A 24763-nucleotide genomic window follows, 5' to 3' on the forward strand; every position below is an offset into this window, starting at 1 on the left:
AAAGCCGGGATGGCCTGTTATTTTTCAGTTACACTGCACAACAAGCGACAAAATTTTATTCACTTTTCACAGTGTTATAACAGTTTGGTCATAATTCTCTGCTTTAAATCTCAAATAAGCATGGCATTATGTAGAACAATCACATCAACAAGAATTATGTTTTGAGTAAATAGCGAATGATGGAAATGAAGCCTAAACATCTACTTTGCTTGGCAATTTTTACCGCCTTGGGTCCAATAATGGTCTCTCAAACCCATGCCCAGCTGCATCTGGAAATTGCCAAAGCACCTGCAGAAGCCCCAAAAATTGCCATCATTCCGTTTAGTAATGATCAAAGCATTTACCCGATTGTTGAAAATGACCTGAACCGTTCCGGTAAATTCACCAGCTCATCGAAAAACTTGCCGGCAAGTGCAGCAAATAATAGTCCGAATGCCGCCGCTTGGCAGGCCGCCGGTGTACCTTATGTAGTGACTGGTACCAGCAAGCCAACTGCAGATGGTGGCTTTGAAATTCACTATCAGCTGTATGATGTGCAAAAGCAGCAGTATTTATTAAACGAATTACTGACTGTACCGGCTTCACGTACCCGTCAGGCTGCGCACATGATCAGTGACACCATCTATGAAGCACTGACCGGTATTAAAGGCGATTTCAGTGGTCGTATTGCCTATGTCTTGCGGAATCCGGCCACTCCGGAGCAGCGCTATACCCTGCAAATTGCCGACACCGATGGTGAACAGCCAAGAACCATTCTGACTTCACGCGATCCAATCTTGTCGCCGGCCTGGACGCCAGATGCCAAGAAAATTGCCTACGTGTCCTTTGAAACCAAACGCCCTGCGATTTATGTTCAGGATTTATCTACCGGTTCACGTGAAAAACTGGCCAGCTTCCGTGGCTTAAATGGCGCACCAAGCTTCTCTCCAGATGGTTCACGCATGCTGTTTACTGCTTCAATGCACGGCAATCCGGAAATTTACGAGATGGATCTGGGCACGCGTCAACTCAAGCGCATGACCAATGACAGCGCCATTGATACAGAAGCACGCTACGCACCCGATGGTAAATCGTTTATTTTTACTTCAGATCGTGGCGGCTCAGTGCAAATCTATCGCTATGACCTGAACACGGGCAGCAGCAAACGTCTGACCTTCCGCGGCGCATTTAATGCGCGTGGTACTTTAAGTGCCGATGGTAAAAAACTGGCGCTGGTTCATCGTCCAAGTGGCAGCAATTATAAAGTTGCGATTCAGGACATTAATACCGGCATTACCAATATCCTCACCCCAACCAGCCTGGATGAATCTCCAAGCTTCTCACCAAATGGACAGATGGTGGTCTATGCAACCCGTGAAGGTGCGCGTGGCCTGCTGTCCATTATGTCTTTAGATGGTCGTTTCCGTATGAATTTGCCAAGTGAACAAGGTGAAGTACGTGAACCGGCTTGGGCACCAAAATAAGAGCAACTGAACAACCAAGTTTCATGGAGATGAAAATGAACGCAGTAAAATTATTTGTATTGCCTGTACTGGCCTCAGCGCTGGTGATGACTGGCTGTGCCAACCGTAAGCCTGCAACCGATGTTCAAGCAGGACAAACACCGACCTCTTCAACCACGGTCAATACACAAGGCTTAAGTGATGATGCAGCCTTGAATGCACAAAACCTGGCCGGTGCATCTGCCAAAGGTGTAACTGAAGCCAATAAAGCATTCTTGGCAAAACGTGTGGTGCACTTTGACTATGACAGCAGCGAACTGTCGAATGAAGACCTGCAAACCCTACAGGCACATGCACAATTCCTGATGGCCAATGCCAACTCGAAAGTCGCGCTTACAGGTCATACCGATGAACGTGGTACCCGTGAATACAACATGGCCCTTGGTGAGCGTCGTGCCAAAGCAGTCGAAAGCTTCCTGGTCACCACAGGCGTGAATCCGGGTCAATTGGAACCGGTCAGCTATGGTAAAGAAATGCCGGTTAACCCAGGTCATGATGAAAGTGCCTGGAAAGAAAACCGCCGTGTTGAAATCAACTACGAAGCGGTACCACCTTTACTGCGTTAAGATGGCATCATTGAGCAGAGTTGCTCAATATAAAAAAGCGCTCCATCGGGCGCTTTTTTAATACTCAAACACAAGAGCTGAGCCAAATTCTATTTAAGGTGCATTTGCCTGTGCATCTTCTTCATCTTTGGCGGGTTGCATCGACTCAATCATGTCGTGCTTGTTAAATTTCTTGTACTCTGGTTTTGCTTCATACCCCTTCCAGGCCTCTTTAACCTTGTCGGCGCTAATTTCATCTAAACTAATGCCTTCGCTTGGGGTTGGAGTCGCATCAAACTTTAACGTTGTCATATGTGTGCTCCTATATACTGGTTGATTCTGTTCCTTCACATCAACATAGCACTTTCTAGCAGACTTGCAAGGGCAAAATCACGTCAAATAGTTGAGTTTAATTTTTCTTTTAAGCTGTTCTCATCTAAAATATCGGACAAAGTTTTTTTGATCATGCCCGATCGATTCTTATTCGGAGTTTTCCTATTATGTCTTATCGCACCCTGTCCCAATTTCTACAACAACAAAGCGGAAATTTAACCCCTGAACTTGCACAGGTGATTGAGACCATTGCCAACACCTGCAAAACCATTGATCAGGCTTTACAAAAAGGCGCCTTGGCTGGGGTTCTGGGCAGTGCACAAAATGAGAACGTGCAAGGCGAAGAGCAAAAGAAACTCGATGTCATTTCCAATGATTACCTGATTGATGCTTTACAGAAACATCCTAATGTCGGCGGTTTAGCCTCAGAAGAACTGGATGAATTCACTCCGGCACAGGAAAATGGCCAATATTTAGTGCTGTTCGATCCGCTAGATGGTTCAAGCAACATCGACATCAATATGTGTGTCGGCACCATTTTCTCGATTCTTCCGGCAAAAAATGCAGTGACCCAAGCAGCTGATTTCATGCAGGCCGGTGTTCACCAAGTTGCTGCCGGTTATGTACTGTATGGCCCATCAACCATGATGGCCTTAACCGTCGGTGCAGGTGTAGTATTCTTTACCTTCGACCCGGAAGCTCAGGAATTCCTGCTGACTTCGGAAAATATCCAGGTGGCAGCGGATACCAAAGAATATGCAATTAATGCCTCTAACCAGCGTCATTGGGAAGCACCCGTTCAACGTTATATTGATGAACTGCTAGCAGGTAAAACCGGTCCGCGTGAAAAAGACTTTAACATGCGCTGGGTGGCCTGTATGGTGGGTGATATCCACCGTATTCTATGCCGTAGCGGGATTTTCATGTATCCATACGATCTGAAAGACCCGAAAAAAGCTGGCCGTTTACGTTTAATGTATGAAGCCAACCCGATGAGTATGCTCATGGAACAAGCCGGTGGTGCGTCGACAACAGGTCGTGTACGTATTCTGGAAATTGAACCGACCGATCTGCATCAACGTGTACCAGTGATCATTGGTTCTAAAAACGAAGTTGATCTTGTTACTGGCTACCACGCTTAATTTTTTCTGATTAACACCTGTGGGTCTGTGCTCACAGGTGTGGATGTTCTCCATGCCTATCTTATTTCTCGAATCGAAAGATAATCCTAAAATTAAGCACCTACGTGGCTTGATTGAACAAAACAGCTACCGTAAAAAACAAGGTCAGACTGTGCTTGAAGGTTCGCACCTTTGTCTGGCATGGTTAGAACAAAACCGGAAAATTAACGCGATTTTCACCACCGAAAATGCCCTGAAACATCCTGATCTGAACGATATTCTGGACCAGTATCAGGGTACGGTGTTTGTAATTGGCGAGTCTTTATATAAAGATTTAAGTACCTTGGGCACCACCCTTGCCTGTCTGGCTATTGTCGATTTGCCAAGTTCCAGTCAGGCGCTTGACTATCAGGCCGATACCTTAATCTTGGAAAATGTCCAGGACCCGGGCAATGTCGGCACCCTGCTACGCTCGGCTGCTGCAGCCGGCATCCAGCAAATTGTCTGCACCAAAGGCTCCGCCTCATTATGGTCACCACGGGTATTACGTGCCGGGATGGGTGCGCATTTTTCTTTGCAGACCTTTGAAAATATCCAGCTCGAGGAGATTCTGGAACAGTTTAAAATTCCGGTCTATGTCACCAGCTCACACCGTTCCACCAGCCTGTATGCCAAAGACTTAAGCCAGCCATGCGTATGGATTCTCGGTAATGAAGGTCAAGGTGTATCGGATTACGCACTAGCACATGCCGAAGCCGTTACCATTCCACAACCGGGCGGACAGGAATCTTTAAATGTCGCGATTGCCGGTTCAGTCTGTTTCTTTGAAATGGTACGTCAACGACTCTAATACGTTAATTTATATTAAATAGGCTGGCCCTATTAAAAAAATAGATTACACTAGAAAAATAATAACTTGTAATGTCAACCGAACCATTATTTTTAACGTTAATAGTGCCATGAAGTTAAAAATAATGGTGGGTATCCAATGACAGGATTTTCCATCTCTATGGATTTAGCACCCAAAAAGTCTCAACCTGAAAGTTTGAGTACTCTGAAGAGTACGGCTGTACAACGCCTGAAAACTTTTATGCACGAGGTCACCGGGCGCGCCTTAGTGATGATGGAAAGTGCCACTCAGGGACAGCATGGCATCGCGATGGATCTGGTTCAGGAAGCCTTTATTTCCCTGCACAAATCCTATGCCGATAAAAGCACAGATGAGTGGTATCCGCTGTTCTACACCATTTTAAATAACAAATTACAGGACTGGCGACGTAAAGAAGCCCGTCGTGCACAACCCTTTTCATTTTTCCGCAAAGTCAGCCTGGATGACGATGATGTCGAACAAAATGATCTGGTCGATGAACGTGCACTCAATCCTGCTGAGTTTTTGGACCAAGCCATGACTGCTGAAGAAATTCAGGAGGCAATCGCCAAACTTCCGGTGCGTCAGCAACAAGCGTTTATGCTGCGGGCCTGGGAAGGGTTCGATACTCAGACCACTGCCCAGATTATGAATTGTTCTGAAGGCAGTGTAAAAACCCATTATCATCGTGCTATTCAGGCTTTACGCCAGACTCTGGCACATATGAATCCATATCTGGGAGGATCATCAGAATGAAACAAGATGATTTCTTAAAACAAGTGACTTCCAAACTTGATGGACTCGCCCACCACCACAAAGACAAAGCTGTGGTGATGAATCATGTTCTGGATCAGATTCAGGATAAGCAGACATCACGCTATGGCCTGTGGAAAATGTCCGGTTTTGCACTTGCGGCTGCCATTGCAGGGTTCGTCATTTTACCAAATTCGGTAGAAATGACCGCACAACCGCAAAATCAGGTGGTGGCTACGCCAAAACTTTCACCACAAATGATGGAAGATCTAGAAATGTTATTGGTGCTGGGTGAGGATAAAGTTCAACATGGCAGCTAAACGTTTAGCATTCGCCTTCTGTGCGCTGGGCTTTTTGCAAACCAGCTTTGCTGGCTTTGAGCGTTTCTGGATTTTCTCCAAAGATGCAGACACAAAAATTGTTGAAAGCTGGGAAACCCTCTCAGATGAAGAACAATTGGCCTTAATCAAGCGTTATCAGAATTTAAAAGAACTGCCGTCCGATAAAAGTGCTTCTTTGCAACAGCGTATGGACTGGTTTATTCAGCTACCCGATGCAGAAAAGCAGAAAATGCGTGAAACCTGGCAAAAAATGAGTACCCAGGAACGCAAGGAACTGGGCCAAAGAATGCAGAAGGCCACGCCTGAAGAACGCGTACTGATTCGTGAAGAATATATCAATAAATATATCACGCCGACGGAATACTAAGCGGTTAAGCCAAGCATCAACCCAATGCTGGTCCATAAAAAAGCCTCTTGAAAGAGGCTTTTTTACACTCACTGAATTCATGATTTAGGACTTAAACTGACGGCGTACACGATATACCGCCATGCCCAATAAACCAAATAATCCAGCAAGCCCTAGACTTCCACCACCGCTTCCTTCAGTATTGCTGTTTTTCGCGGTATTGATCAGGCTGATGGTCGCCTCATTAGACAGCTCCTGTTCAGCATCAAATACCCTGTATTTCAGCTCATAATCAAACGGGCTATAGCTGTTACGCACCTGAATCTGCAGGTTTCCGCCATAACAAGTTTCACGCTCATAATCCCCTGGACATGGACCACTCCGGTCTGCCGTGACCAGTACACTTGAAAGCACATTGGTTAAATTGGTTAAACGGATTGGCAATTCAAGTCCATTGCTATCGGTATAAAAGGCCGGTTTATTTTGTCCAGACAGCAGTGTATTGACAGGTCCATCGCCATCATCACTGTCATTTTCCAGCGGATTGACATTAATTTTCAAATCCGAACCATATTCAATGGTGTAGCGGTCGGCTTTGGCAATCGGTTTGATGTTCATGAATTTTGCTTCAAGCAAACCACTCGACTGAACAGTTGGATCCGTCACCGAGGTAATGGTATAGGCACAATAGGCAGAATCAATATTCTGGGTCACCTGATCATCGACCCGATAGAACAGAATCCGTTTTACATCGGCATCCCATTCGCATTTCAGGTTTGGATCATGCAGCAGTTTACTGCGGTCAAAGGCCACATCTTCTAAACCACCGCCAATACCATAGACTTCTGTACTGATATTAAAGTGTTCCGGTTTTAGTTCCAGCAATTGTGCCACGCTACCATCGGCATTTGGTTCATCATGCTTGAGGGCCAGTGCAAATGGATCGATATAAATAGTCCGATACTTCTGTTTTTGCTTGGAAAATTTAAGTAAATTTTCATAGTTTTGCAGATCTGCCTGATGTTGGGCCAATAGCTCTTTATTTTTCTCTGGTACCTGAACCAGCGCTTTTAAACGGTCAATCTCCTGCTGATAGCTGTCAAACAAGGTCACATGCGACACGTTTTTCAGATTGACAATATCTGCTGCGGTCATACGCATGAGTTCAACCGAACCAATTTCACAGCTGTTTTTCTGTTCTGGATCTAAAATCAGGGTGCCATCAGTCACACGCTGTAAACCACGCTGATCTAACACTTCACAGCCAAATCCTTCGACATTGACCAGGTCCGCATCATTGTCCAGATTTTTTGGATAATATAACGGCAGGAATAAGTTGTAGGCTGAAGCCGGCTGCATTGGATAGAGCACATCACTTAACTGCTTGCCACTTAAATTCACCGAGCTCATTGAGTTTTCTTCTGTGCTCGCGAGCGTTTCCGGCAAGTCACACACACCCTGCTCTACACTTTGTGCATTCGGGAAAATTAGCGCATTTCGTGATGAGCTGATATTCGGTTGCCGCTCGGTTAAATTGCCATTGTTCAGCGCATAACGGCATGATTTTCCGGTATTAAACGCCAGCACATTAAACCTTAACACCTTAATGCCTGAATCATCATAATAGAAGGTGCTGGCAGCCTCATTTTCGACAATGGTATTGTTATTTAAACTGAAGACCGATTGCGTACTGAGGCGGTGTTCCGGGCCATTGGCCAGGTTAAAAATATGCCCCTGCGTTAAGTTCGCTTTATTTTTGGCCACCGTAGTATTGGTTAAAGTCAGACGCGGCTTGCCACAAAAATCAAAGCTACTCAGGCTGTTGCTGTTGCCATTTTGAATGACACTGCTTTGCTGAATGGTGATATTGGCCTGGGTATCTGCTAGATTTGCCGTACAGTCCATCGCCAGCACGCTGCCGACACTGGCGCTGTTCCCCTGAATCAGGCTATTCACCACCGTAATTGGCTGTTCCTGATTATGGGCAGCAATATACAGTGCACCACCCCGCGCTGCCTGCGAATCCAGAATTGCGGTATTGGTCAAGGTCAACGGTCCGGCAACCAGTAAAGCCCCGCCCAGCCCATCGCTATAGCCATTTTTAAGGGTCAGATCGTCAAACATGACATTGGCCTGACTGTCGAGCGTATTAACAATACGATGCTGCCCTTGGCCATTAATAATGGTCTGATGCGGTATCAGCGCCGGATAACGGTGGGTGATAGGATCTTTCTTGCTGTAATCAAGCGGTGTCGCCCCCATAATCCGCACATTAGATTGCGGGCGTAATTCAGCATTTAACTTGTATTCACCCGCTTGCAGACGGATATAATCCACTGCAATATAGTTGGTATTGCCGACACTACAGCCCCCAAAGGCTTTGTTCTGTTTGGCCGCCACCAAGGCTTCACGTAGCGAACATTTATCCGGGTTTTCACCATTTTCATCGGCAAATGTAGTGACATAAATAGTACGGTCTTCTGCGGCCATTAATGACATGGCACTGACAATCATGACTCCCAAGAGTGCTTTTTTATAATTTTTCATTCCCTTTCCCTGTTTTTATTTTTTACGGCGCCAAGCTGCCAGTAACATCAATATGAGCACGCCATAGCCAGCCACTGCTCCGCCAGATGTTTTAATTTTGTCACTGTCCATGTGGTTTTCAGGTGCCTGAATCACTTGTACACGAATTTCTACATATGGTTTGGTGGTATTAAAACGTGTACTGGTGGTCACCAGTTTAATTTTAAAAACATCTGCGCCATGCCAGGCAGAATCCGGGGTATAAATAATCTTGCCCTGCTCATCAATTGTCAGTTGGCCTTTGGAACTGGTCTGGGTCTGCTCAATCTGCACACAGCCGGCTTGCCAGGCTTTCCCGGTCGGATTGCTGCTAAACAGGCTATCACAGAACTCGGCTGGTACCAGATCACTATCACCAATTAAATCGCTGACCGACATTTCGGCAATTTCACCGGCCAGAATATCCCGACCAATGAGACCTGAGGCATCAGGTACGGTAATTTCAATTGCACCACGGTCACACAAGGTATTATCCGAAGCTCGGTTCACCCCGCGCTGATCTGCCGAGGCACAAGTAACCTGCTCAGTGGTACCCACTTGTGCATAGCCTTTGTTGACGATTGGAGAGTCAGCCAGAGCCTGGTAATTCAGTAAAATACGTGGGCGGATATAGCCCAAGAACTGTTCTTCTTTAACCTGATACGGGCAGAATAATGCGTCCTCATCTTCACTCAGCACTTTACAGGCGCCTTCCAGGATATTCCCGCTAAAAATATGGCTACCCTGCCAGATCTGGTTCGGGTAATTGACATCGCCCGTTCCACATTCTTCAGAGACCAGATTGTTTTGCAGCACGCTTTGATCGGCTGCCTCTTTGCTACAGTTAGCAGACTGCGCCGTCACAGGATGTGGATTGGCCAGCAGAATACTGTTGGCAATATAGCCTTTTCCTGCCGGGGCTTCTAAACGTACCCCTGCACTATTGCCCATTAAAGTGACGTTATTGACCCCGATATTGTCTCTCAGGTTCAGCACATAGCCTTCATTGCGGTTAAAGGTCGTACTGCTGATGGTATTGGCAGCGGCCAGCAGCTTGAGATTTTCGACATCTTCTGTAGGTAACTGGGTGTAGAGGTTGGCAGATGCCAGATCGCTGGTTTTGTTGTCGCTAAACACCGCTGCATAAATCCGGAAGCTTGGCAGTCGGCTATAGATGGCGCCACCTTCGGTGGCATGGTTGTGCTGGATTAAACTGTTTTTAATTTCAATAAAGGCTGGCGCGATATTCTCTCCCACTTCAGCCAGATTATAGATGGCACCGCCCTGGTTGGCTCGGCCCTGACTCAGCTTGACATAATCCAGCACCAGGTATTCATGGTTCAGAATCAGGCCGCCCTGATTGGGACGGCAACTGTCGCTGCCACAGCCTTGCAGGCTGACTTCGCTCAGGTTGACCTGAATACGTTTATCATCGCTGCTTTCAATATGAAAAATACGTTCATTACCAGCCATTTCGATAATGGCATTGTTCAGGCCTTTGATATTGTTTTCTTTCAAGCCGGTGTCATAGGTGGTTTTAATGCTTAAGGGTTGGGTAATTTTTAACTGCTGATTGAGTTTATAAACGGCGTGTTTTTCTAACAGAATGACATTGGAGGAATTTTCGCCACCGCAGCCATTATGACCTTCTTCCGGCAACCCCAAATTAATATACTCGACTGCTTCGCGCAGTGAGCATTCTTTATCATTGGCTTGAATATCTTCAGTGATAGTGACAACAATATTGCTACTATAAGCATGTCCCGCAATAAACAGCATACCAATGCCGATGCTCCGCTTGAGCATAAGCTTACTCCTTAACCTATTTATTCATTTTTATTTTTAAGTTGCAGCTTCCTTGCAACTAAGACTTATTTTGAGTGTAATTTGTCATAGCTAGAGTAATTACTCAAGTTTTTTTGTATTTTACCGATATTCGTCAATTAATGCGTAGATCTGGCGCAAATTCGCGCCGCTCAGTTTGGTTTTTTCGCCTTTTAGCAGCTGAATCAGTTGTTGCAGGCTTTGTAACAGCATTGAGGTCTGCTGCGGACCATGTAGCAGCAAGTAGTCAATAATCTGCTGATCAATCTGAATGCCTTTACGTTGCAGTACCGAAGTCACCAACGCCTGACGGTCGGCAAACAGGCTGCCGGTCGGCACTTTGACACTCACAGCCTGAGTTAAACGGGACTGTAAATCGGGCAATTCCAGTTTCAGTTCAATCGGGGCAAAACGTGATGAAAACACCAATTGCCCGCCCATTTCATTGCTGTAATTGATTAAATGAAATACCGCGCGCTGCCAATGCGGCACGCCGCTAATCGCTTCAATATCATCCAGACAGACCAGATCAAAATGATCTAAAGAGGTAATGGCTTCGGTCGGGGCATCCAGAAGTTCCAGCAAAGAGACTTTAATCGCGGATTTGCCAATTTCCAGATAAGAATCGCAAATCGCCGAAAGCAGATGGCTTTTGCCGGTACCCGCACCGCCATAAACATAAAAACGGTTGACCAGCCCCGCATGCAACTGTCGAACTGCGTCAATTACATGGCCCCAGCCCGGACCAGAAAAATCACTGATTCGGGCATCGAGTTGAGGTTCTATATCAAGCTGCAGTTGACGCATATACAGAATAGGCCTTCGTTAAACATCTTTAGGATCAAGAGGATTCATCTTACTCGATTTTTCAGTCTGTTGCAGTGGCTTTGTCTGATCTTTCTCAAGATCAATATCCACATCCACCTGATCAGTTTCTATGCTGATACTGCCCGTTTGCTGGTCATGATGAATGATAGCCGTCGACTGTCCATACCACTGACTGCGTTCATAGCAATCCCGGGCATGACGTAGCAAGACCACAATTACCGCGGCAACCGGCAAGGCAATTAGCATCCCGAGGAAACCGGCCAGTTGCGCACCGGCCAGTACGGCAAACACCACAGCTACCGGTGACAGTCCGATTTTATCGCCCAGTAAAAATGGTTGCAGTACATAGCCTTCTACCGCCTGACCAATCATAAACACCACCAGCACCAAGAACAGTTGCATCCAGTCGATACCAAACTGCAATAAGGTGGCAAAGACCGCAGCAATAATCCCGACCGCAAAACCTAAATATGGGATGATACTGGCCAGACCTGCCACCATCCCGATAATCAGGCCAACGTCCAGACCAATCAGTTGCAGACCGGTGGCATAGACCACACCTAGGAGGATCATCACCAGGAACTGACCTTTGACAAACGCGCCTAATACGTTATGGCATTCATTCACAATATGCAGGGTGCTGCGCTCATACGGACGTGGAATTAAACGGCGCAGACTGTCCAGCATACGGTCCCAGTCGAGCAGAAAATAGAAGGCAATAATTGGAATTAAAACAATCGTCCCGCCAATCTGGATAAAGTTCAAACCGGACTGCGCCACCCGTAAAATCATGGCCTGAATGCTGTCGGCGCTGTAATTGGTCTGCACATAGTCCATGATAATGGTTGACATATGCGTGGTATCAATTTCCATCTCATCGACATTAAAAGTTTCAGAAATCCAGGGCAAAAAGGTGGTATTGATCCAGTTAATTCCGACCGGAATACTGTCGCGAGCAATCATCAGCTGTTTCCAGACCAGCGGAATGATGTACCAGACCGCCACGGTCAGCAGAATCCCGATTCCGACAAAAACGATGCTGATGGATAACCAGCGCGGCACCCCGACCCGATATAAAGTATCAACCAGTGGACTGAACAGATAAGCCACAAGAAAGGCGACAATAAATGGAATAACGACCGGCTTGAGTAAATATAAAATCCAAAAAATTAAAGCTATCCCGGCAAGGATAAAAATGCGACGTAAAGTACGATCTGCCATAGAATCTCGCCTTTTTGCAGTGTAATCGTTATATAAAGTAAAATATTTTAATAAAGATAGCATTTTAGCGCATAAATAACATAAGAGTTTCGTATATTCGGGTTATAATCCCCCGCGCGAATGCGGAGACTTCATTATGAGCAACTCAACTTCTAACCCTACCCCTGGTTTAAGCTATAAAGATGCTGGTGTCGACATCGAAGCCGGTGACGCGTTAGTCGATCGAATTAAATCTGTTGCGAAACGCACCACTCGTCCTGAAGTGATGGGCGGATTAGGCGGCTTTGGCGCACTTTGTAAAATTCCTAAAGGTTATGAAGAACCTGTTCTCGTATCAGGCACAGACGGTGTTGGTACAAAATTACGTTTAGCCCTTAATTTAAACCGTCATGACACTATTGGTCAGGATCTGGTGGCCATGTGTGTGAACGACCTGCTGGTTTGTGGCGCAGAACCACTGTTCTTCCTCGACTACTATGCAACGGGTCACTTAAACGTTGATGTTGCAGCCAATGTAGTTACCGGGATCGGTCAAGGTTGTGAGCTTGCGGGCTGTGCACTGGTTGGCGGTGAAACTGCTGAAATGCCAGGCATGTATGAAGGCGAAGATTATGACCTTGCAGGTTTCTGCGTAGGCGTGGTTGAGCAAAGCAAAATTATTGATGGCTCTAAAGTCAAAGCGGGTGATGTTCTGATTGGTGTTGCGTCTTCAGGTGCACACTCAAACGGCTATTCTCTGCTTCGTAAAATTCTGGACGTGAAAAACGTTGACCTGACTCAAATCGTAGATGGCCGTCCGCTGGCAGATGCAGCGATGGAGCCAACCCGTATTTATGTCAAACCTATTCTTGAATTACTTAAATCTGTTGATGTTCACGCAATGGCGCACATCACCGGTGGCGGTTTACCTGGTAACTTACCACGCGTTCTGCCAAATGGTGCGCAAGCGGTAATTAACGAATCCTCTTGGGAATGGCCAGAACTGTTCAAACTGCTGCAAAAAGAAGGCGGTGTTGAACAATTCGAAATGTACCGTACCTTTAACTGTGGCGTTGGTATGGTATTGGCAGTGGATGCAGCGGATGCTGACAAAACTGTTGAATTGCTGAACCAGTTGGGCGAAAAAGCTTGGGCAATGGGTCACATTGTTGACAATGCAGAATCTGTTGAAGGTGCTGACGAAAAAATCCGTGTGATTTTTGCGTAATTGTCTATGTTGAAAATTGCTGTACTTGTTTCAGGCAGTGGATCGAACTTACAGGCCCTGATTGATGCCCGTCTTTCGGGACAAATTGTGGGGGTCATTTCCAACAAACCTGGAGCCTATGCGCTGGAACGTGCCCAAAAAGCCGGTATTGCCACTGCGGTAATTGAACACAAGCAATACCCAGACCGTGAAAGTTTTGATGATGTGATGCATCAACAGCTTTTAGACTGGGAGGTTGATCTGGTGGTGCTGGCAGGCTTTATGCGCATTTTAAGCGCCAAGTTTGTTAAAGCCTGGGAAGGGAAAATGCTGAACATTCACCCTTCTCTGCTGCCGCATTACAAAGGCATGCATACTCATCAACGGGTGTTAAACACGGGTGATGTCTATCATGGCTGTACGGTACATTATGTGACTGCCGAGCTGGATGCCGGTCAGGCGCTGGCCCAAGGGGTACTTACTGTATCGCATCAGGACAGCGTGGAAAGCTTGGCCAATCGTGTGCATGTGCTGGAACATCTGATTTATCCGCAAGTGGTGGAATGGATTTGTAGTGGTACGCTGCAGCACACACCAAACGCGGTGCTGTATCGTGGTCAGGTGTTAGCGCAACCGCTACAGTTCTGTCAGCGCTAAAATAAAAAGTAATATCTATAAAAAAACGCATCCTCGGATGCGTTTTTTTATGACCTGATTTTTCCCAAAAGTAATCTTAAGGTGCCTGATCCTGTAATAAGGATTTAATCATCTGTGCCACTTGCTCAGGCTGTTCCAGTGGGAACATATGACCGCCCGGCGCAACATGAAAAGGAATCCCGAATTTCTTCTCAATTTGCTGTGGAAACTTGCGGGCCAGAAACGGACCTTTCTCGGCCACCACCAGTTGTGCCGGTACTTTCAATTTGGCCTGTGGCAACCACCATAAAGATGGATTGGTACGGAAAATCTGTACTTCATCCATTTTAGGAATGGTAAGCGTCACCCCACCACGTACAGGATCTTCTGTCAGTGCATGGTCGATATAAGCCTGAAAACAGTCCGGATCAAAATCTTGATAAAAGCCTTTGGGTCTGAGCAGCTCGGCCGCCTGCTGACGTGACTCCCAATGATCACGGCGGCGTTTAGACAATCCCGCCGGTGACATTTTATCGAGGGCTTTCAGCTTCAACAGTTTCGCTACATGCATCACTAAGGCTTCTTTACCCATGATCATTGGCGGATCCAGCATGATCAGCTGGGAAAACAGTTCCGGGCGTTGCTGCGCGGCCTGAAAGCTCAGCACCGAACCAAGTGAATGACCCAGTGCAATCACCTTGCGGCCTTGTGCCTGCCGCACAATACTGTCAATCACCTGCTGGGTCAGACTGTTCCAGTGATTATCGATTGGATAACGTTTATCTGGCCCGAGCAAAGGCACATCAATCACGTCATAATCATCTTGCAGATGCTGAAATAGTTTTTGATAGACCCGTGACGGTACGCCATTGGCGTGAGCAAAATGGATTAATGGTTTCATTGTAATTTGGTACTTTGTTCAGATTGAATCTGCTGCGATACAGCGCTGGCCATCCCCTGACCTACCGCAGTGCCCATACGACCCAGCATCGAATCTAGCGGATTATATTCAATGGTATAGTTGACGGTTTTGTCGACTTTTAATTCACGTTTTAAAGTATTCATACTGCCCAGACGGTCAATAATCCCCAGTTTCAACGCCTGATCGCCGGTCCAGAATAAGCCGGAGAACAAGGTCGGATCATTGGCTTTTAACTTGTTGCCACGGCCCTGTTTGACTGCAGTAATGAAATGCGCATGCACATTATCTAGTACACCCTGAACATGGGCTTTTTGCGCTGGATCCACCGGTTGTGTCATCGACAGCAATGCCTTATTTTCACCGGAGGTCATGGTGCGATCTTCAACACCCAGCTTTTGCATTAAGCCACTGACGCCATAATTCGGCATAATCACTCCAATCGAACCAACTAGACTAGATGGATTGGCAATAATTTCATCGGCGGCTGAAGCAATATAATAAGCCCCTGAAGCACCGGTATCGCCAATCACCGCATACAGTTTTTTATCCTGATGCTGCTGTTTTAAATACTGGATTTCCTGCCAGATTTCATCGGACTGAACCGGTGATCCGCCCGGTGAATTAATATTTAACACCACCGCCTTACTGCCGGTTGCTTCATAGGCTTTACGCAGTGATTTAATGGTATTTTCACTATTGACGCTCTGTTTATCGGCTGCGATGGTACCCACAATATCGACCACGGCAATATGCGAACTGCTGGTCACGGCCGTAGCGGAATTATTGCTACAGCCTTTACCCATAATCACCAGCAGAATAAAAATATAGGCAAAGGTCAGGAACTTAAAGAAAATTCCCCAGCGTCTGGCGCGGCGCTGTTCTTCAACAGAGGCTAAAACCGCTTTTTCCAGTAACTTCCATTCGTTTCCTGTCGGTTGTTGTGCTGTGGGTGGATGGCTATTCTTGATTTCATTTTCTGGTTTAGGCGGCCAATCGGACATAAAAACAATCCAAAACTCGAGTTAATTTTCCTCCATTATATACGCCGAAAAACTGATTGCTGTCTAAATTGAATGTTTTCCCCTATAATATTTTCATTTTTAACCTTTTCTTTAGATTTCACTATACTGAATGACTGATAAACTCGCCCCAACGACTATCTCTCGTTTACTTCATTTTGTCAGTCGACAGCCCCTCAGCCTTTCACGCTGGGCGGCCCGCATGTTGGCGGCATTTTTGAATGTCTTTCAGCTCAGCAAGACCTCTCAGGTCATTCGCCTCAATTTAAATATTGCCCTGCCGCATTTAGATGCGACCCAGCGTGAACAGCTGGCGCGTCAGGCCATTCGCAATGAACTCACCTCTTATTTTGAGTTTTTTAATATCTGGGGCGCAGAAAACTACAAGAATATTTCCCGCATTCATCAGGTGCATGGCGAACAGCTGTTACATGAGGCACTGGCTGCGCAAAAAGGCGTGGTACTGATTGTGCCGCATTTTGGCACCTGGGAAATCATGAATGCCTGGGTGGCGCAGCACACCGAAATGACCATCATGTATAAACCGGTGAAAAATCCATCGGCTGATGAGTTTGTCCGTAACGCTCGCAGCCGTGAACAGGCCAATCTGGTGCCGACCAATGACAGCGGTATTCGTCAGATTTTTAAGGCACTGAAACAAGGCGGAACCACGGTAATTCTGCCGGACCACACCCCGCATTTGGGGGGTGAAATGATTCACTATTTTGGTCTGCCACTTGAATCCAGCAACCTGAGCGCCAAGCTGATTCAAAAAACTAAAGCCGTTGCCCTGTTTCTGTATGCACTGCGCAATGAACAGCAAGGTTTTGATATTTTCATTGAAGCCATGGACGCACGGCTCTACGACTGTTCTGCCAATGAAGGCACCGCAATGATTCACCAGAAGATTGAACAGCTGATTGCCCAGCATCCGGAACATTATCACTGGAGTTATAAACGCTTTAAGGCACATCCAGCCTTAAGACGGATTTATGAGATTCCTACGGATGAAGCCTTGGCGTTAATTCAAAATACCAAAGCTAATTCCGCTTAATCACGCCGCAGCCAAACCCGCATATGCCGGTACGGTAGCACCTCATTCTCAGTGGGATAAAACTGGATGCTACCCTGCTGCGCGGTCTGCCATAAGGGAATTTTTAAGGCGTTCAGTCGGGCTTTTACCTGCGTGCTCGGATGGCCATAACGGTTATTCAGCCCCGCCGATGCAATTGCCAGTTTAGGCTCCAGCTGTTTTAAAAACTGGTAAGATGAACTGTGCCGGCTACCATGATGGCCAAGCACCAGCACATCCACTTTTAAATCCGGATAATCCTGTAATAACTGATATTCAGTCGGCCAGCCTGCATCACCCATCAATAAAAAGCGAGAATAAGGCTGAGCCTGTGCAAACTCGACCAGCAGCACACAGGAACTTTCATTTTTCTGCTGTTCTACAGGATTTAACTGCTCCGGTTTCGGAGAGAGTACCTGTATCTGGATGCCCGGCTGCCACTGCCATTGCTGTCCTTGCTGGCAATAGTCAAAATGGCTATGAGGATTTACTTCAAGCTGAGCATTGGCATAGACCTGTTGCACCTGTAACTGTGGCTTTAAGGTCTGATAAGCGCCGCTATGATCCTGATCCAGATGGGTCAACCATAAATAATCTAACTGCTGCACGCCTTTGACACTTAAAAAGGGCTGGATAATCTGCCGGCCGATACTCCATTTCTGTTCATCATAATGACCGCCCATATCAATCATCATGCTGTGTTCACGATAGCGTAAAAAGATTGCCTGCCCCTGCCCAACATCCAGCACAGTAAGTTCCACCTGCCGAGAAAACTGGTCCTGAAACAGCAAAGGCAATAAACACAGCGCTGACCAGACTTTAGGCACTAGACCTGCGGGAAGAAATAAAATCATCAGTCCCAGCACCAGACTCAGCAGCATCGGTGGACTCAGCGCAACCGGAATCAGTTGTGGTGCAAACAGCAGATCCAGCAACTGCAAACAACCCAATAACAGACTTAGCGCCAAGTCATTGAGCTGAAACAGCAACTGGCTCAGCGGTTCCGCCAGATAAAAACTTAAACCGGCCAGAATATCCAGCGGTACAATCACCAGACCGATCCAGGGAATGGCCAATAGATTACTCAGCGGCGCAATCCAGGCAATCTGCTTGAAGAAGATGATCATCAGCGGAAACAGCGCAATAAAAATTTTCCATTGCGATTCAAATAACAGCCGGAAGCCCTGCCACAATTTCTGCATCAACGTCTGCTGCGGATGCACCGGTTGTTGCCGGAGGGTCTGGTAAATCCTTAACAGCACAAAGCAGGCGCCATAAGACAGCCAGAATGCCGCCGACAGCACACTCAACGGATCAAGCAGCAGCAATAACGAAGCACTACCAATCAGCAAAGACAGCGGCTGTATCGGCTGCTTTAGCAACAGGCAGGCGCCTGCCACCAGACAAATCAGTAAAGTCCTGAGCGCAGGAATTTCAAACCCAACATAGGCACAATATACAAATACACAGCCCATAAACGGCAGCAACAGCAGATAACTTCGGGGCAATTGCGCATATAATTCGGGCCAATAGCGAGTGACCAGGCGCTGCAGCACAAAACACAGCATGGCGGCAAAAATCAGCACATGCGGCCCGGAAATCGCCAGCAAATGACTCATCCCGAAACGCTGAAACTGCTGCTCGGTGGCTTTATCGAGTAAACTTTTATCGCCAGTCAGCAGTGCCAGTATTAAGCCGGGATGCTGCAATGCCTGCTGCTGGATAAAGTCACGAATCTGTAAACGCTGTGTTTCGATCCACAATTTAAATTGCGGCCAGAGTTGCTGATGCTGTCTTAAATGTGCCCCAAATCCCAGCCGATACAGTTCCGATTCAGTCAGTTCCACAATCGACTGGACCTGAAAGCCGCTCATGATATTTTGCTGGAGATACCACTGCTCTACATCAAACGCACCCGGAACGGCAAAACTGTGCGCCGGCAAGGTCTGCCCCTGTAAACGATAATAACGCCCCAGCTGTAGTTCCTGTTCAGCCGGCAGCAAGGCCAGCCATTGCACCGGCTGGCTATGCCGGTTCAGCACCTGAACCGGTTGCCGGAGCTGGCTGCTACCCAGCTGATTGATTTGCTGGACATAGACCACCACCTCTGCCGGCTGGCGGGTCAGTTCACGAAATATCAACCGCTCTTGCAACTGGTTTTGGGCAAAATTCAGCCCCAACAAAAATGTAATGACAAATGCCACACAGGTATTAATCAATTGGATGCCCAGATGGGACCAATGTAAAGCAGCTATTTGCTGTAAAAGCAGGATAATCAGTAACAGGCCTGACAACCAGAGCGGGAAATCCTGCATCGGCCATAGCGTTTTGCCCATACAGGCAATGCCTAAAATCCAGCCGGCACCCATGATTTTGAACATGTCGTTTTCTGTCTTATTTTTATTTTGAGCAAGCATAAAGCCCACCGGAGTGGGCTTCAAGGGTCATTGATCTGATAATCGGGTTTTAGTCGGGTACCCAGATGCCATCCTGCATATGCAAAATGGTATCGGCCGATTTGGCCAGCTCTTCATCATGGGTCACAATTAGCATGGCCATATTAAACTCACGGCGCAGCTCGCGTAACAGCTCAAAAATCTTGATGGCGGTTTTACGGTCCAGGTTCCCGGTCGGTTCATCAGCCAGCATGACTGCCGGCTTGGTGACAATGGCACGCGCCAAGGCCACACGCTGACGTTCACCACCCGACAGTTCACCCGGTTTATGGGTCAATCGATGCGATAAGCCCACCCGATCCAGCAGATATTCGGCCTGCTGTTTGACTTCTTTAAAGTTGCTTTCCTTACGCAGCATCAAGGGCATTGCCACATTTTCCAGCGCACTAAATTCAGGTAGCAAATGGTGGAACTGATAAACAAAGCCCAGATATTGGTTACGCAAATAACCACGCTCAGCTTCGCCTAAATTGTCAAAGCGCTGGCCATTTAAATAAACCTCGCCCTGACTTGGACGATCAAGCCCGCCAAGGACGTGCAGCAAGGTACTTTTACCTGAACCACTGGCGCCGACAATCGACACAAATTGTCCCTGTTCGATTTTTAAATCGAGGCCGCGCAGTACATCTACTGTGGTTTTGCCGTCAGTAAAATGTTTAGTGACCTGTTTGGCTGCTAGTACAGTTTTATTCATAACGAAGCGCCTCTGCAGGTTGAATTTTCGCCGCGCGTAACGCCGGATAAATTGTGGCCAGGAAACTTAAAATTAAAGACAGGCTGACAATGACTACCACATCCTGCCATCTTAAATGTGATGGTAAGTAGTTAATGAAATAGGCATCAAACAGATTCAAGCCCAAAACATTATTCAGCCAGGCAATAAAACCACTGATGCTGGAGGCAAAAATAATTCCAAGAATCGCGCCGGAGACTGTCCCGATCACGCCAATCACGGTCCCTTGCACCATAAAGATTCGGGTAATCGTGCCCGGAGATGCACCTAAGGTCCGTAAAATTGCGATATCGGCTTTTTTGTCAGTCACCACCATCACCAGAGATGAGACAATATTAAAGGCTGCGACCAGAACGATTAAGAACAGTAACAGGCTGACCATGGCCTTTTCCATCTGAATCGCACTGAACAGGTTACCATGGGTATAGGTCCAGTCTGAAGCATAGAAATTGGCTGGCAGTTCACTCACAATGTCGTTGGCAACGGTAGGTGCGGCAAAAATATCGTCCAGCTTCATGCGTACGCCTTGTGCGCCATCCGGCAGACGTAACAGGGTCGAAGCATCATTCAGGGCGATATAGCCCATCATCGAATCAACTTCGGCACCAATGCTGAAAATCCCCACAATGGTAAAACGTTTAAAACGTGGCACCACACCGGCCGGTGATGGCGTTGCTTCAGGCAAGACCAAAGTAATACTGTCATTTAAACTGAGGCCCAAGGCATCGGTCATTTGCTTGCCCAGCACAATCCCAAACTCGCCTTTTTTCAGGTTATCAATGCTGCCTTCCACCATATGCTGATGAATAATCGAAACTTTCTTCTCATATTCCGGCTCGATACCGGTCACCATAATGCCGGAAACCTGACCGTGTGCGGTCAACATCCCCTGTAATTGGGTAAACGGTGCAGCACCTGTAACATGCTCATGTTGCTCAACTTTTTTTGCAAGTTCAGGCCAATCTGTTAAAATCTGGGTAGATGAAACAGTCGCTTGCGGAATCATCCCCAAGACCCGGTTCTTCAATTCACGGTCAAATCCGTTCATCACAGATAACACTGTAATCAGAACAGCAACACCTAAAGTGAGACCGATCATTGAAACCAGAGCAATAAAAGAAATAAAGTGATTACTGCGCCGAGCGCGCGTATATCTCAACCCTATATATAGCGAGATTGGTTTAAACATACCATCTAGTCCGAGGTAATACATTATGGAAAATTTACAGCATCAAAACGCTCAAAATGAACGTCGCGTGATGTCACGTATCGATGCTGCGTTGAGAATCAACTATCAGCTTATTTCTGATCAAGTTGCTCTTAATGATCCTTACGATCCTAATTTTATGTTGCCGCGTTATTTTCTACTACTCGCTGAATTAGATCAATTTGATCATGCGCTTAACTACGAATTAGAACAATTATCTGAAAAAGATCAACAAATTGCTCGAATCTTATCCTTATTCAACCAAAAATTAAACCTGATTACCGGTTCTTTATACGATGCAATTGTACAAAGCATGTTACCTGTACCAGAACAGGTCAACTTTTCCGAAAGCGGTTTAAGCTTCTACAGCGAGCGTGAAATTGCCGATGGCAGCTATATTCACGTGACCTTAAGTCATCCGGAAAATTTCTTTCATATTGCTGCAACTGCCCAGGTGGTCTATAGCAATGCCGAAGATAATGGCCGCTATCGTACCGGGGCCTATTTTATTACTTTACACCCGCAAGACCGCAGCAAACTGGCCGAAGTCATCCAGCAGTGTCAATCTAAATAAGTTTCAGGATGTGCCTGTTTACGTGCCAACGCCCGGCTTGCACGTAAATCATGGAAGAAATATAAGAACAAGCCAAACAATAAGACCAAAGCTCCGATCAGCACTGTCAAGCTCAGGGCTTCCTGATTCAGAAATGCACCAATTAGCAGGGCCAGCATTGGGGTCATGACAGTGGTCAGTGACAATGTGGTCGCCTGAATATTCTGTACCAGCTTAAAATAACAGAACATGGCAATCAGTGAAGCCATCACCACCGTATACAGTAAAGAGAATAAAGCCTTGGTTTCCGGAATTTCAGTCGGTGCATAAGGCCAGATTATTGGCAACATCAAAATTGCCATCAAGGTTGAAATCAGGATTGAACCAGTGGCCTGTGCCACAGGTTCCACCTTGGCATTCACTTTTTTGACCCAGAAAATGGACATGGCATAAATCAGCACGCTCAGCAGCATCAGACCAATCCCGACCGGCTGTACATGCAGGTTTTCTCCGCCCAGACAGATAATACCCAGTCCCAGCACTGCAACCAGCATCCCGAACCATTGCAGTTTTTTCAAACGCTGCTGAAAGGCAAAACGCCCGATCAAGCCGGCAATAATCGGTGCCAGACCAAACATCAGTGCAATCATGCCTGAACTTAAATAGCTGGTGGCCAGATAGGTAAAAATCTGGGAACCAAACAGGCTGCAGGAACCGGCCACATAACTATGCAATGCCGTCTGATCAACCGGAAAACGCACTTTGAGCAGCAACAAAAAGATAAAGGCCAGCGGCAAGGCAATAAAAAAACGTAAAGCCAGCGCCCACAGCATATGCAGATCCGACACACTCCAGACAATCGCCAGCGGTGTCGAGGCCCAGATAAACACCAGCAGCATATAAGTCAGGGCAATATTATTTTTTGAGGGCATGTAATTCAGCCGGTTTTACGTTTTTGTTTTTGAATGGTCTGATCCAGACTGTTGGAAAATTCACGTTTATCGCGCTCAGAAATTGGCGGTGGCCCACCGGTCTGCACGCCAGCGCCGCGTAGAGTATCCATAAAATCACGTAAATGCAGCCGCGCTTTAACATTGGCAGTGGTATAGATTTCACCACGTGGATGAATCGCAATACCGCCCTTTTCAATCACCTGCGCTGCCAGTGGAATATCCTGAGTTACCACAATATCGTTGGCCTGCATCCGCTCAACAATTTCCTGATCGGCCGCATCTGCGCCGCTCATGACCTGCAGGGATTTAATCCGCACCGATGGAGTAATGCCCACATTCTGATTGGCTACAAAAATTACTTCGAGCTGATAGCGGTCAGAAGCCCGGATAATCACATCTTTTAAAATTCTTGGTAAGGCATCGGCATCCACCCACAGCTTAAATGGCAGCACTTTCAATTCCGGCAATTTTGATGTCCCTAGTGTAGCAAAATTCACTCAACGTCGCGGTGGGAAATACAGGCTTTTTCACCAAGATAATGCTGGAGTAATAACACGCTGAATCAGCTGATTTTGCTTAAGCAGCTTAAGCTCATCCTTTGACTTTTCTCATCATTTCGGGCATTTTCAAAGGAGAAATCGGCACCCAGACTTGAAAAATTTAAAATACCCTCGATTAAATAGATTAAGGCCACTCGACATTCTCTTAACGTGCTTATGAAAAATCAGAACAGACCAGACATTATTACCATTGAAGATCAAAGTTTTGGCAGCCATGTAGAGCATTGGACGCTGCTCACCGATCAGCCGAATGTTGATGTTCCCAAATGGTTAGGTCAGGCACTGGATGCACCCATCATGCCAATGGGGCTATGCGCACAAGAATGTGATATGGATGACAGCACCTGGCTGATTCAGGGTCCGGTCAAACAGCCGATTCAACTGGCGCAGGTCATTGCCGTAGAGGCCAATCAGCCGAAAGCGGTTAAAACGGCCTTTCCATGTTTTGAAAGCCCGTATAAAACCCCGGTGACCATTGAACGGATTATTAGCTGCCCTTCCAATACCCAGGCGGTTTTGGGATTAAATCTGGGTGAAAACACCACGGTCTATGCCTTTGACAGTCTGTATAGCGTCAATCACCACCAGTACCAAAAAGACCAGACTTATATCGCGCATCTGAATGGTTGGGCTTACGAGCTGGAAGCCGTGGCAGAAGATGAGCAACTGATTGTTGATGATCCGGCCTCGATTAAACATCACCGTGCCTTAAATGATATTCTGGCGGCCAATAATGGTGTTGCCCCGGCCAATTTGCAGGAACAGATTGACGCCTGGGAGCCAAAATCTGAAGAAGATAAAGCCCCGGTGACCGTGAATTTCTCCAAAATGGTGGCCTATTTATATGGTGAAGTCTTAGGACAGGAAGATGAAGCCTGGTTCCAGGGCAATGTGGTCGGTAAAACCCAAGCGCAATTTATGAATCAGGATTACACCCTGTATGATGTCTGCCTGATTCATGAAGACAACCAGCCAGCCACTTTAATCCGTATTGCGACCAAAGAACCCAAGTTTGCTGATTTTGAAATTGGCCAGTTCATTCGCGGCAATATCTGGATTCAGGTCAGTATTTACGCGAAAAAACAATAATTTATATTGGCTTTGTTGCATAAATATGTAAGCATCTGATTTAAATAAATTTAATTTTGGATCAAAAAATAATCAAAACCTTTAAAATCATATAGTTATGAAATCTTTGTGCAACAAAGCCATTTATATT

At 46.5% G+C, this 24763-nt stretch carries 24 protein-coding genes; 12 read left to right on the top strand and 12 right to left on the bottom strand.

Going from position 1 to position 24763, the window contains the following annotated elements:
• Positions 1-179: 179 nt before the first annotated feature.
• The gene (tolB, locus tag FTT63_RS01805; RefSeq protein WP_370459252.1) at positions 180-1463 is read left to right on the top strand and encodes a Tol-Pal system beta propeller repeat protein TolB; all 1284 of its coding nucleotides are present in this window, start codon (positions 180-182) and stop codon (positions 1461-1463) included.
• Positions 1464-1498: 35 nt separating this feature from the next.
• Positions 1499-2068: a peptidoglycan-associated lipoprotein Pal gene (gene pal, locus FTT63_RS01810; RefSeq protein WP_005176597.1), complete on the top strand. Its 570-nt coding sequence runs from the start codon at positions 1499-1501 to the stop codon at positions 2066-2068.
• A 93-nt stretch (positions 2069-2161) separates the two neighbouring features.
• On the opposite strand, the gene FTT63_RS01815 is transcribed toward pal, so the two are convergent.
• Complete coding sequence (locus FTT63_RS01815) at positions 2162-2359, bottom strand: NF038105 family protein (RefSeq protein WP_163145979.1); 198 nt, start codon at positions 2357-2359, stop codon at positions 2162-2164.
• Between the two features lie 188 nt (positions 2360-2547).
• Here FTT63_RS01815 and FTT63_RS01820 point away from each other — a divergent pair, with 188 nt between their 5' ends.
• From FTT63_RS01820 to FTT63_RS01840, 5 genes are all read left to right on the top strand, one after another.
• Complete coding sequence (locus FTT63_RS01820; RefSeq protein ID WP_005176592.1) at positions 2548-3522, top strand: class 1 fructose-bisphosphatase; 975 nt, start codon at positions 2548-2550, stop codon at positions 3520-3522.
• Positions 3523-3574: 52 nt separating this feature from the next.
• On the top strand, positions 3575-4351 hold the full coding sequence (locus tag FTT63_RS01825) for an RNA methyltransferase (protein ID WP_104471264.1): 777 nt from the start codon (positions 3575-3577) through the stop codon (positions 4349-4351).
• A gap of 159 nt (positions 4352-4510) precedes the next feature.
• Positions 4511-5125: an RNA polymerase sigma factor gene (locus FTT63_RS01830; protein WP_180191919.1), complete on the top strand. Its 615-nt coding sequence runs from the start codon at positions 4511-4513 to the stop codon at positions 5123-5125.
• Positions 5122-5442, top strand: a complete 321-nt coding sequence (locus FTT63_RS01835) for a hypothetical protein (RefSeq protein WP_005176587.1) — start codon at positions 5122-5124, stop codon at positions 5440-5442. Before FTT63_RS01830 ends, FTT63_RS01835 begins: the two co-directional genes overlap by 4 nt.
• Positions 5432-5830 (top strand): DUF3106 domain-containing protein, encoded by a 399-nt coding sequence (locus tag FTT63_RS01840; RefSeq protein ID WP_005176585.1) that lies wholly within the window; start codon positions 5432-5434, stop codon positions 5828-5830. Before FTT63_RS01835 ends, FTT63_RS01840 begins: the two co-directional genes overlap by 11 nt.
• 84 nt (positions 5831-5914) lie before the next feature.
• Here FTT63_RS01840 and FTT63_RS01845 read toward each other — a convergent pair whose 3' ends face one another.
• The 4 genes from FTT63_RS01845 to cxpE all read right to left on the bottom strand — a co-directional run bounded on the left by FTT63_RS01845 (position 5915) and on the right by cxpE (position 12247).
• Complete coding sequence (locus tag FTT63_RS01845; RefSeq protein ID WP_180191920.1) at positions 5915-8356, bottom strand: CSLREA domain-containing protein; 2442 nt, start codon at positions 8354-8356, stop codon at positions 5915-5917.
• Positions 8357-8371: 15 nt separating this feature from the next.
• Positions 8372-10180: a rhombotarget A gene (rbtA, locus tag FTT63_RS01850; protein ID WP_180191921.1), complete on the bottom strand. Its 1809-nt coding sequence runs from the start codon at positions 10178-10180 to the stop codon at positions 8372-8374.
• Positions 10181-10300: 120 nt separating this feature from the next.
• Positions 10301-11005 carry a DnaA regulatory inactivator Hda gene (hda, locus tag FTT63_RS01855; protein WP_005176580.1) on the bottom strand — a complete coding sequence of 235 codons (705 nt, stop codon included), beginning with the start codon at positions 11003-11005 and terminating at the stop codon, positions 10301-10303.
• An 18-nt stretch (positions 11006-11023) separates the two neighbouring features.
• The gene (gene cxpE / locus FTT63_RS01860) at positions 11024-12247 is read right to left on the bottom strand and encodes a chloramphenicol efflux transporter CxpE (protein ID WP_180191922.1); all 1224 of its coding nucleotides are present in this window, start codon (positions 12245-12247) and stop codon (positions 11024-11026) included.
• 136 nt (positions 12248-12383) lie between these two features.
• On the opposite strand from cxpE, the gene purM reads away from it, so the two are divergent.
• Together purM and purN are read left to right on the top strand one after the other, a co-directional pair.
• Positions 12384-13454 (top strand): phosphoribosylformylglycinamidine cyclo-ligase, encoded by a 1071-nt coding sequence (gene purM, locus FTT63_RS01865; RefSeq protein ID WP_005176576.1) that lies wholly within the window; start codon positions 12384-12386, stop codon positions 13452-13454.
• Between the two features lie 6 nt (positions 13455-13460).
• Positions 13461-14090 (top strand): phosphoribosylglycinamide formyltransferase, encoded by a 630-nt coding sequence (gene purN / locus FTT63_RS01870; protein ID WP_016660003.1) that lies wholly within the window; start codon positions 13461-13463, stop codon positions 14088-14090.
• A gap of 76 nt (positions 14091-14166) precedes the next feature.
• Here the strand turns inward: purN and FTT63_RS01875 are convergent, their stop codons facing one another.
• Together FTT63_RS01875 and sppA are read right to left on the bottom strand one after the other, a co-directional pair.
• Positions 14167-14970: an alpha/beta fold hydrolase gene (locus tag FTT63_RS01875; RefSeq protein ID WP_005176572.1), complete on the bottom strand. Its 804-nt coding sequence runs from the start codon at positions 14968-14970 to the stop codon at positions 14167-14169.
• Complete coding sequence (gene sppA, locus FTT63_RS01880) at positions 14967-15992, bottom strand: signal peptide peptidase SppA (RefSeq protein ID WP_075168251.1); 1026 nt, start codon at positions 15990-15992, stop codon at positions 14967-14969. The genes FTT63_RS01875 and sppA overlap by 4 nt, the downstream gene beginning before the upstream one ends.
• Before the next feature lie 130 nt (positions 15993-16122).
• Between sppA and FTT63_RS01885 the strand changes: the two genes are divergently transcribed.
• On the top strand, positions 16123-17064 hold the full coding sequence (locus FTT63_RS01885) for a lysophospholipid acyltransferase family protein (RefSeq protein WP_180191923.1): 942 nt from the start codon (positions 16123-16125) through the stop codon (positions 17062-17064).
• Here the strand turns inward: FTT63_RS01885 and FTT63_RS01890 are convergent.
• The 3 genes from FTT63_RS01890 to FTT63_RS01900 all read right to left on the bottom strand — a co-directional run bounded on the left by FTT63_RS01890 (position 17061) and on the right by FTT63_RS01900 (position 21460).
• The gene (locus FTT63_RS01890) at positions 17061-19463 is read right to left on the bottom strand and encodes a DNA internalization-related competence protein ComEC/Rec2 (protein WP_168383529.1); all 2403 of its coding nucleotides are present in this window, start codon (positions 19461-19463) and stop codon (positions 17061-17063) included. The two genes, FTT63_RS01885 and FTT63_RS01890, sit on opposite strands and share 4 nt — an antisense overlap.
• An 85-nt stretch (positions 19464-19548) precedes the next feature.
• Positions 19549-20232, bottom strand: a complete 684-nt coding sequence (gene lolD, locus FTT63_RS01895; protein ID WP_180191924.1) for a lipoprotein-releasing ABC transporter ATP-binding protein LolD — start codon at positions 20230-20232, stop codon at positions 19549-19551.
• A complete protein-coding gene (locus FTT63_RS01900; RefSeq protein WP_005176562.1) occupies positions 20225-21460 on the bottom strand; it encodes a lipoprotein-releasing ABC transporter permease subunit in 1236 nt (411 codons plus the stop codon). Before FTT63_RS01900 ends, lolD begins: the two co-directional genes overlap by 8 nt.
• A 25-nt stretch (positions 21461-21485) precedes the next feature.
• On the opposite strand from FTT63_RS01900, the gene FTT63_RS01905 reads away from it, so the two are divergent.
• Positions 21486-22052, top strand: coding sequence for a PilZ domain-containing protein (locus FTT63_RS01905; protein ID WP_005176561.1), 567 nt, complete (start codon positions 21486-21488; stop codon positions 22050-22052).
• On the opposite strand, the gene FTT63_RS01910 is transcribed toward FTT63_RS01905, so the two are convergent.
• The gene (locus tag FTT63_RS01910) at positions 22040-22963 is read right to left on the bottom strand and encodes a DMT family transporter (RefSeq protein ID WP_180191925.1); all 924 of its coding nucleotides are present in this window, start codon (positions 22961-22963) and stop codon (positions 22040-22042) included. The genes FTT63_RS01905 and FTT63_RS01910 overlap by 13 nt on opposite strands.
• Before the next feature lie 5 nt (positions 22964-22968).
• On the bottom strand, positions 22969-23436 hold the full coding sequence (locus FTT63_RS01915; RefSeq protein ID WP_160232612.1) for a YaiI/YqxD family protein: 468 nt from the start codon (positions 23434-23436) through the stop codon (positions 22969-22971).
• Positions 23437-23700: 264 nt separating this feature from the next.
• Between FTT63_RS01915 and FTT63_RS01920 the strand changes: the two genes are divergently transcribed.
• Positions 23701-24633, top strand: coding sequence for a hypothetical protein (locus tag FTT63_RS01920; RefSeq protein ID WP_075168247.1), 933 nt, complete (start codon positions 23701-23703; stop codon positions 24631-24633).
• Positions 24634-24763 lie beyond the last annotated feature (130 nt).

The sequence above is a fragment of the Acinetobacter sp. C15 genome, from assembly GCF_013420645.1.
Taxonomy (GTDB): Bacteria; Pseudomonadota; Gammaproteobacteria; order Pseudomonadales; family Moraxellaceae; genus Acinetobacter; species Acinetobacter indicus.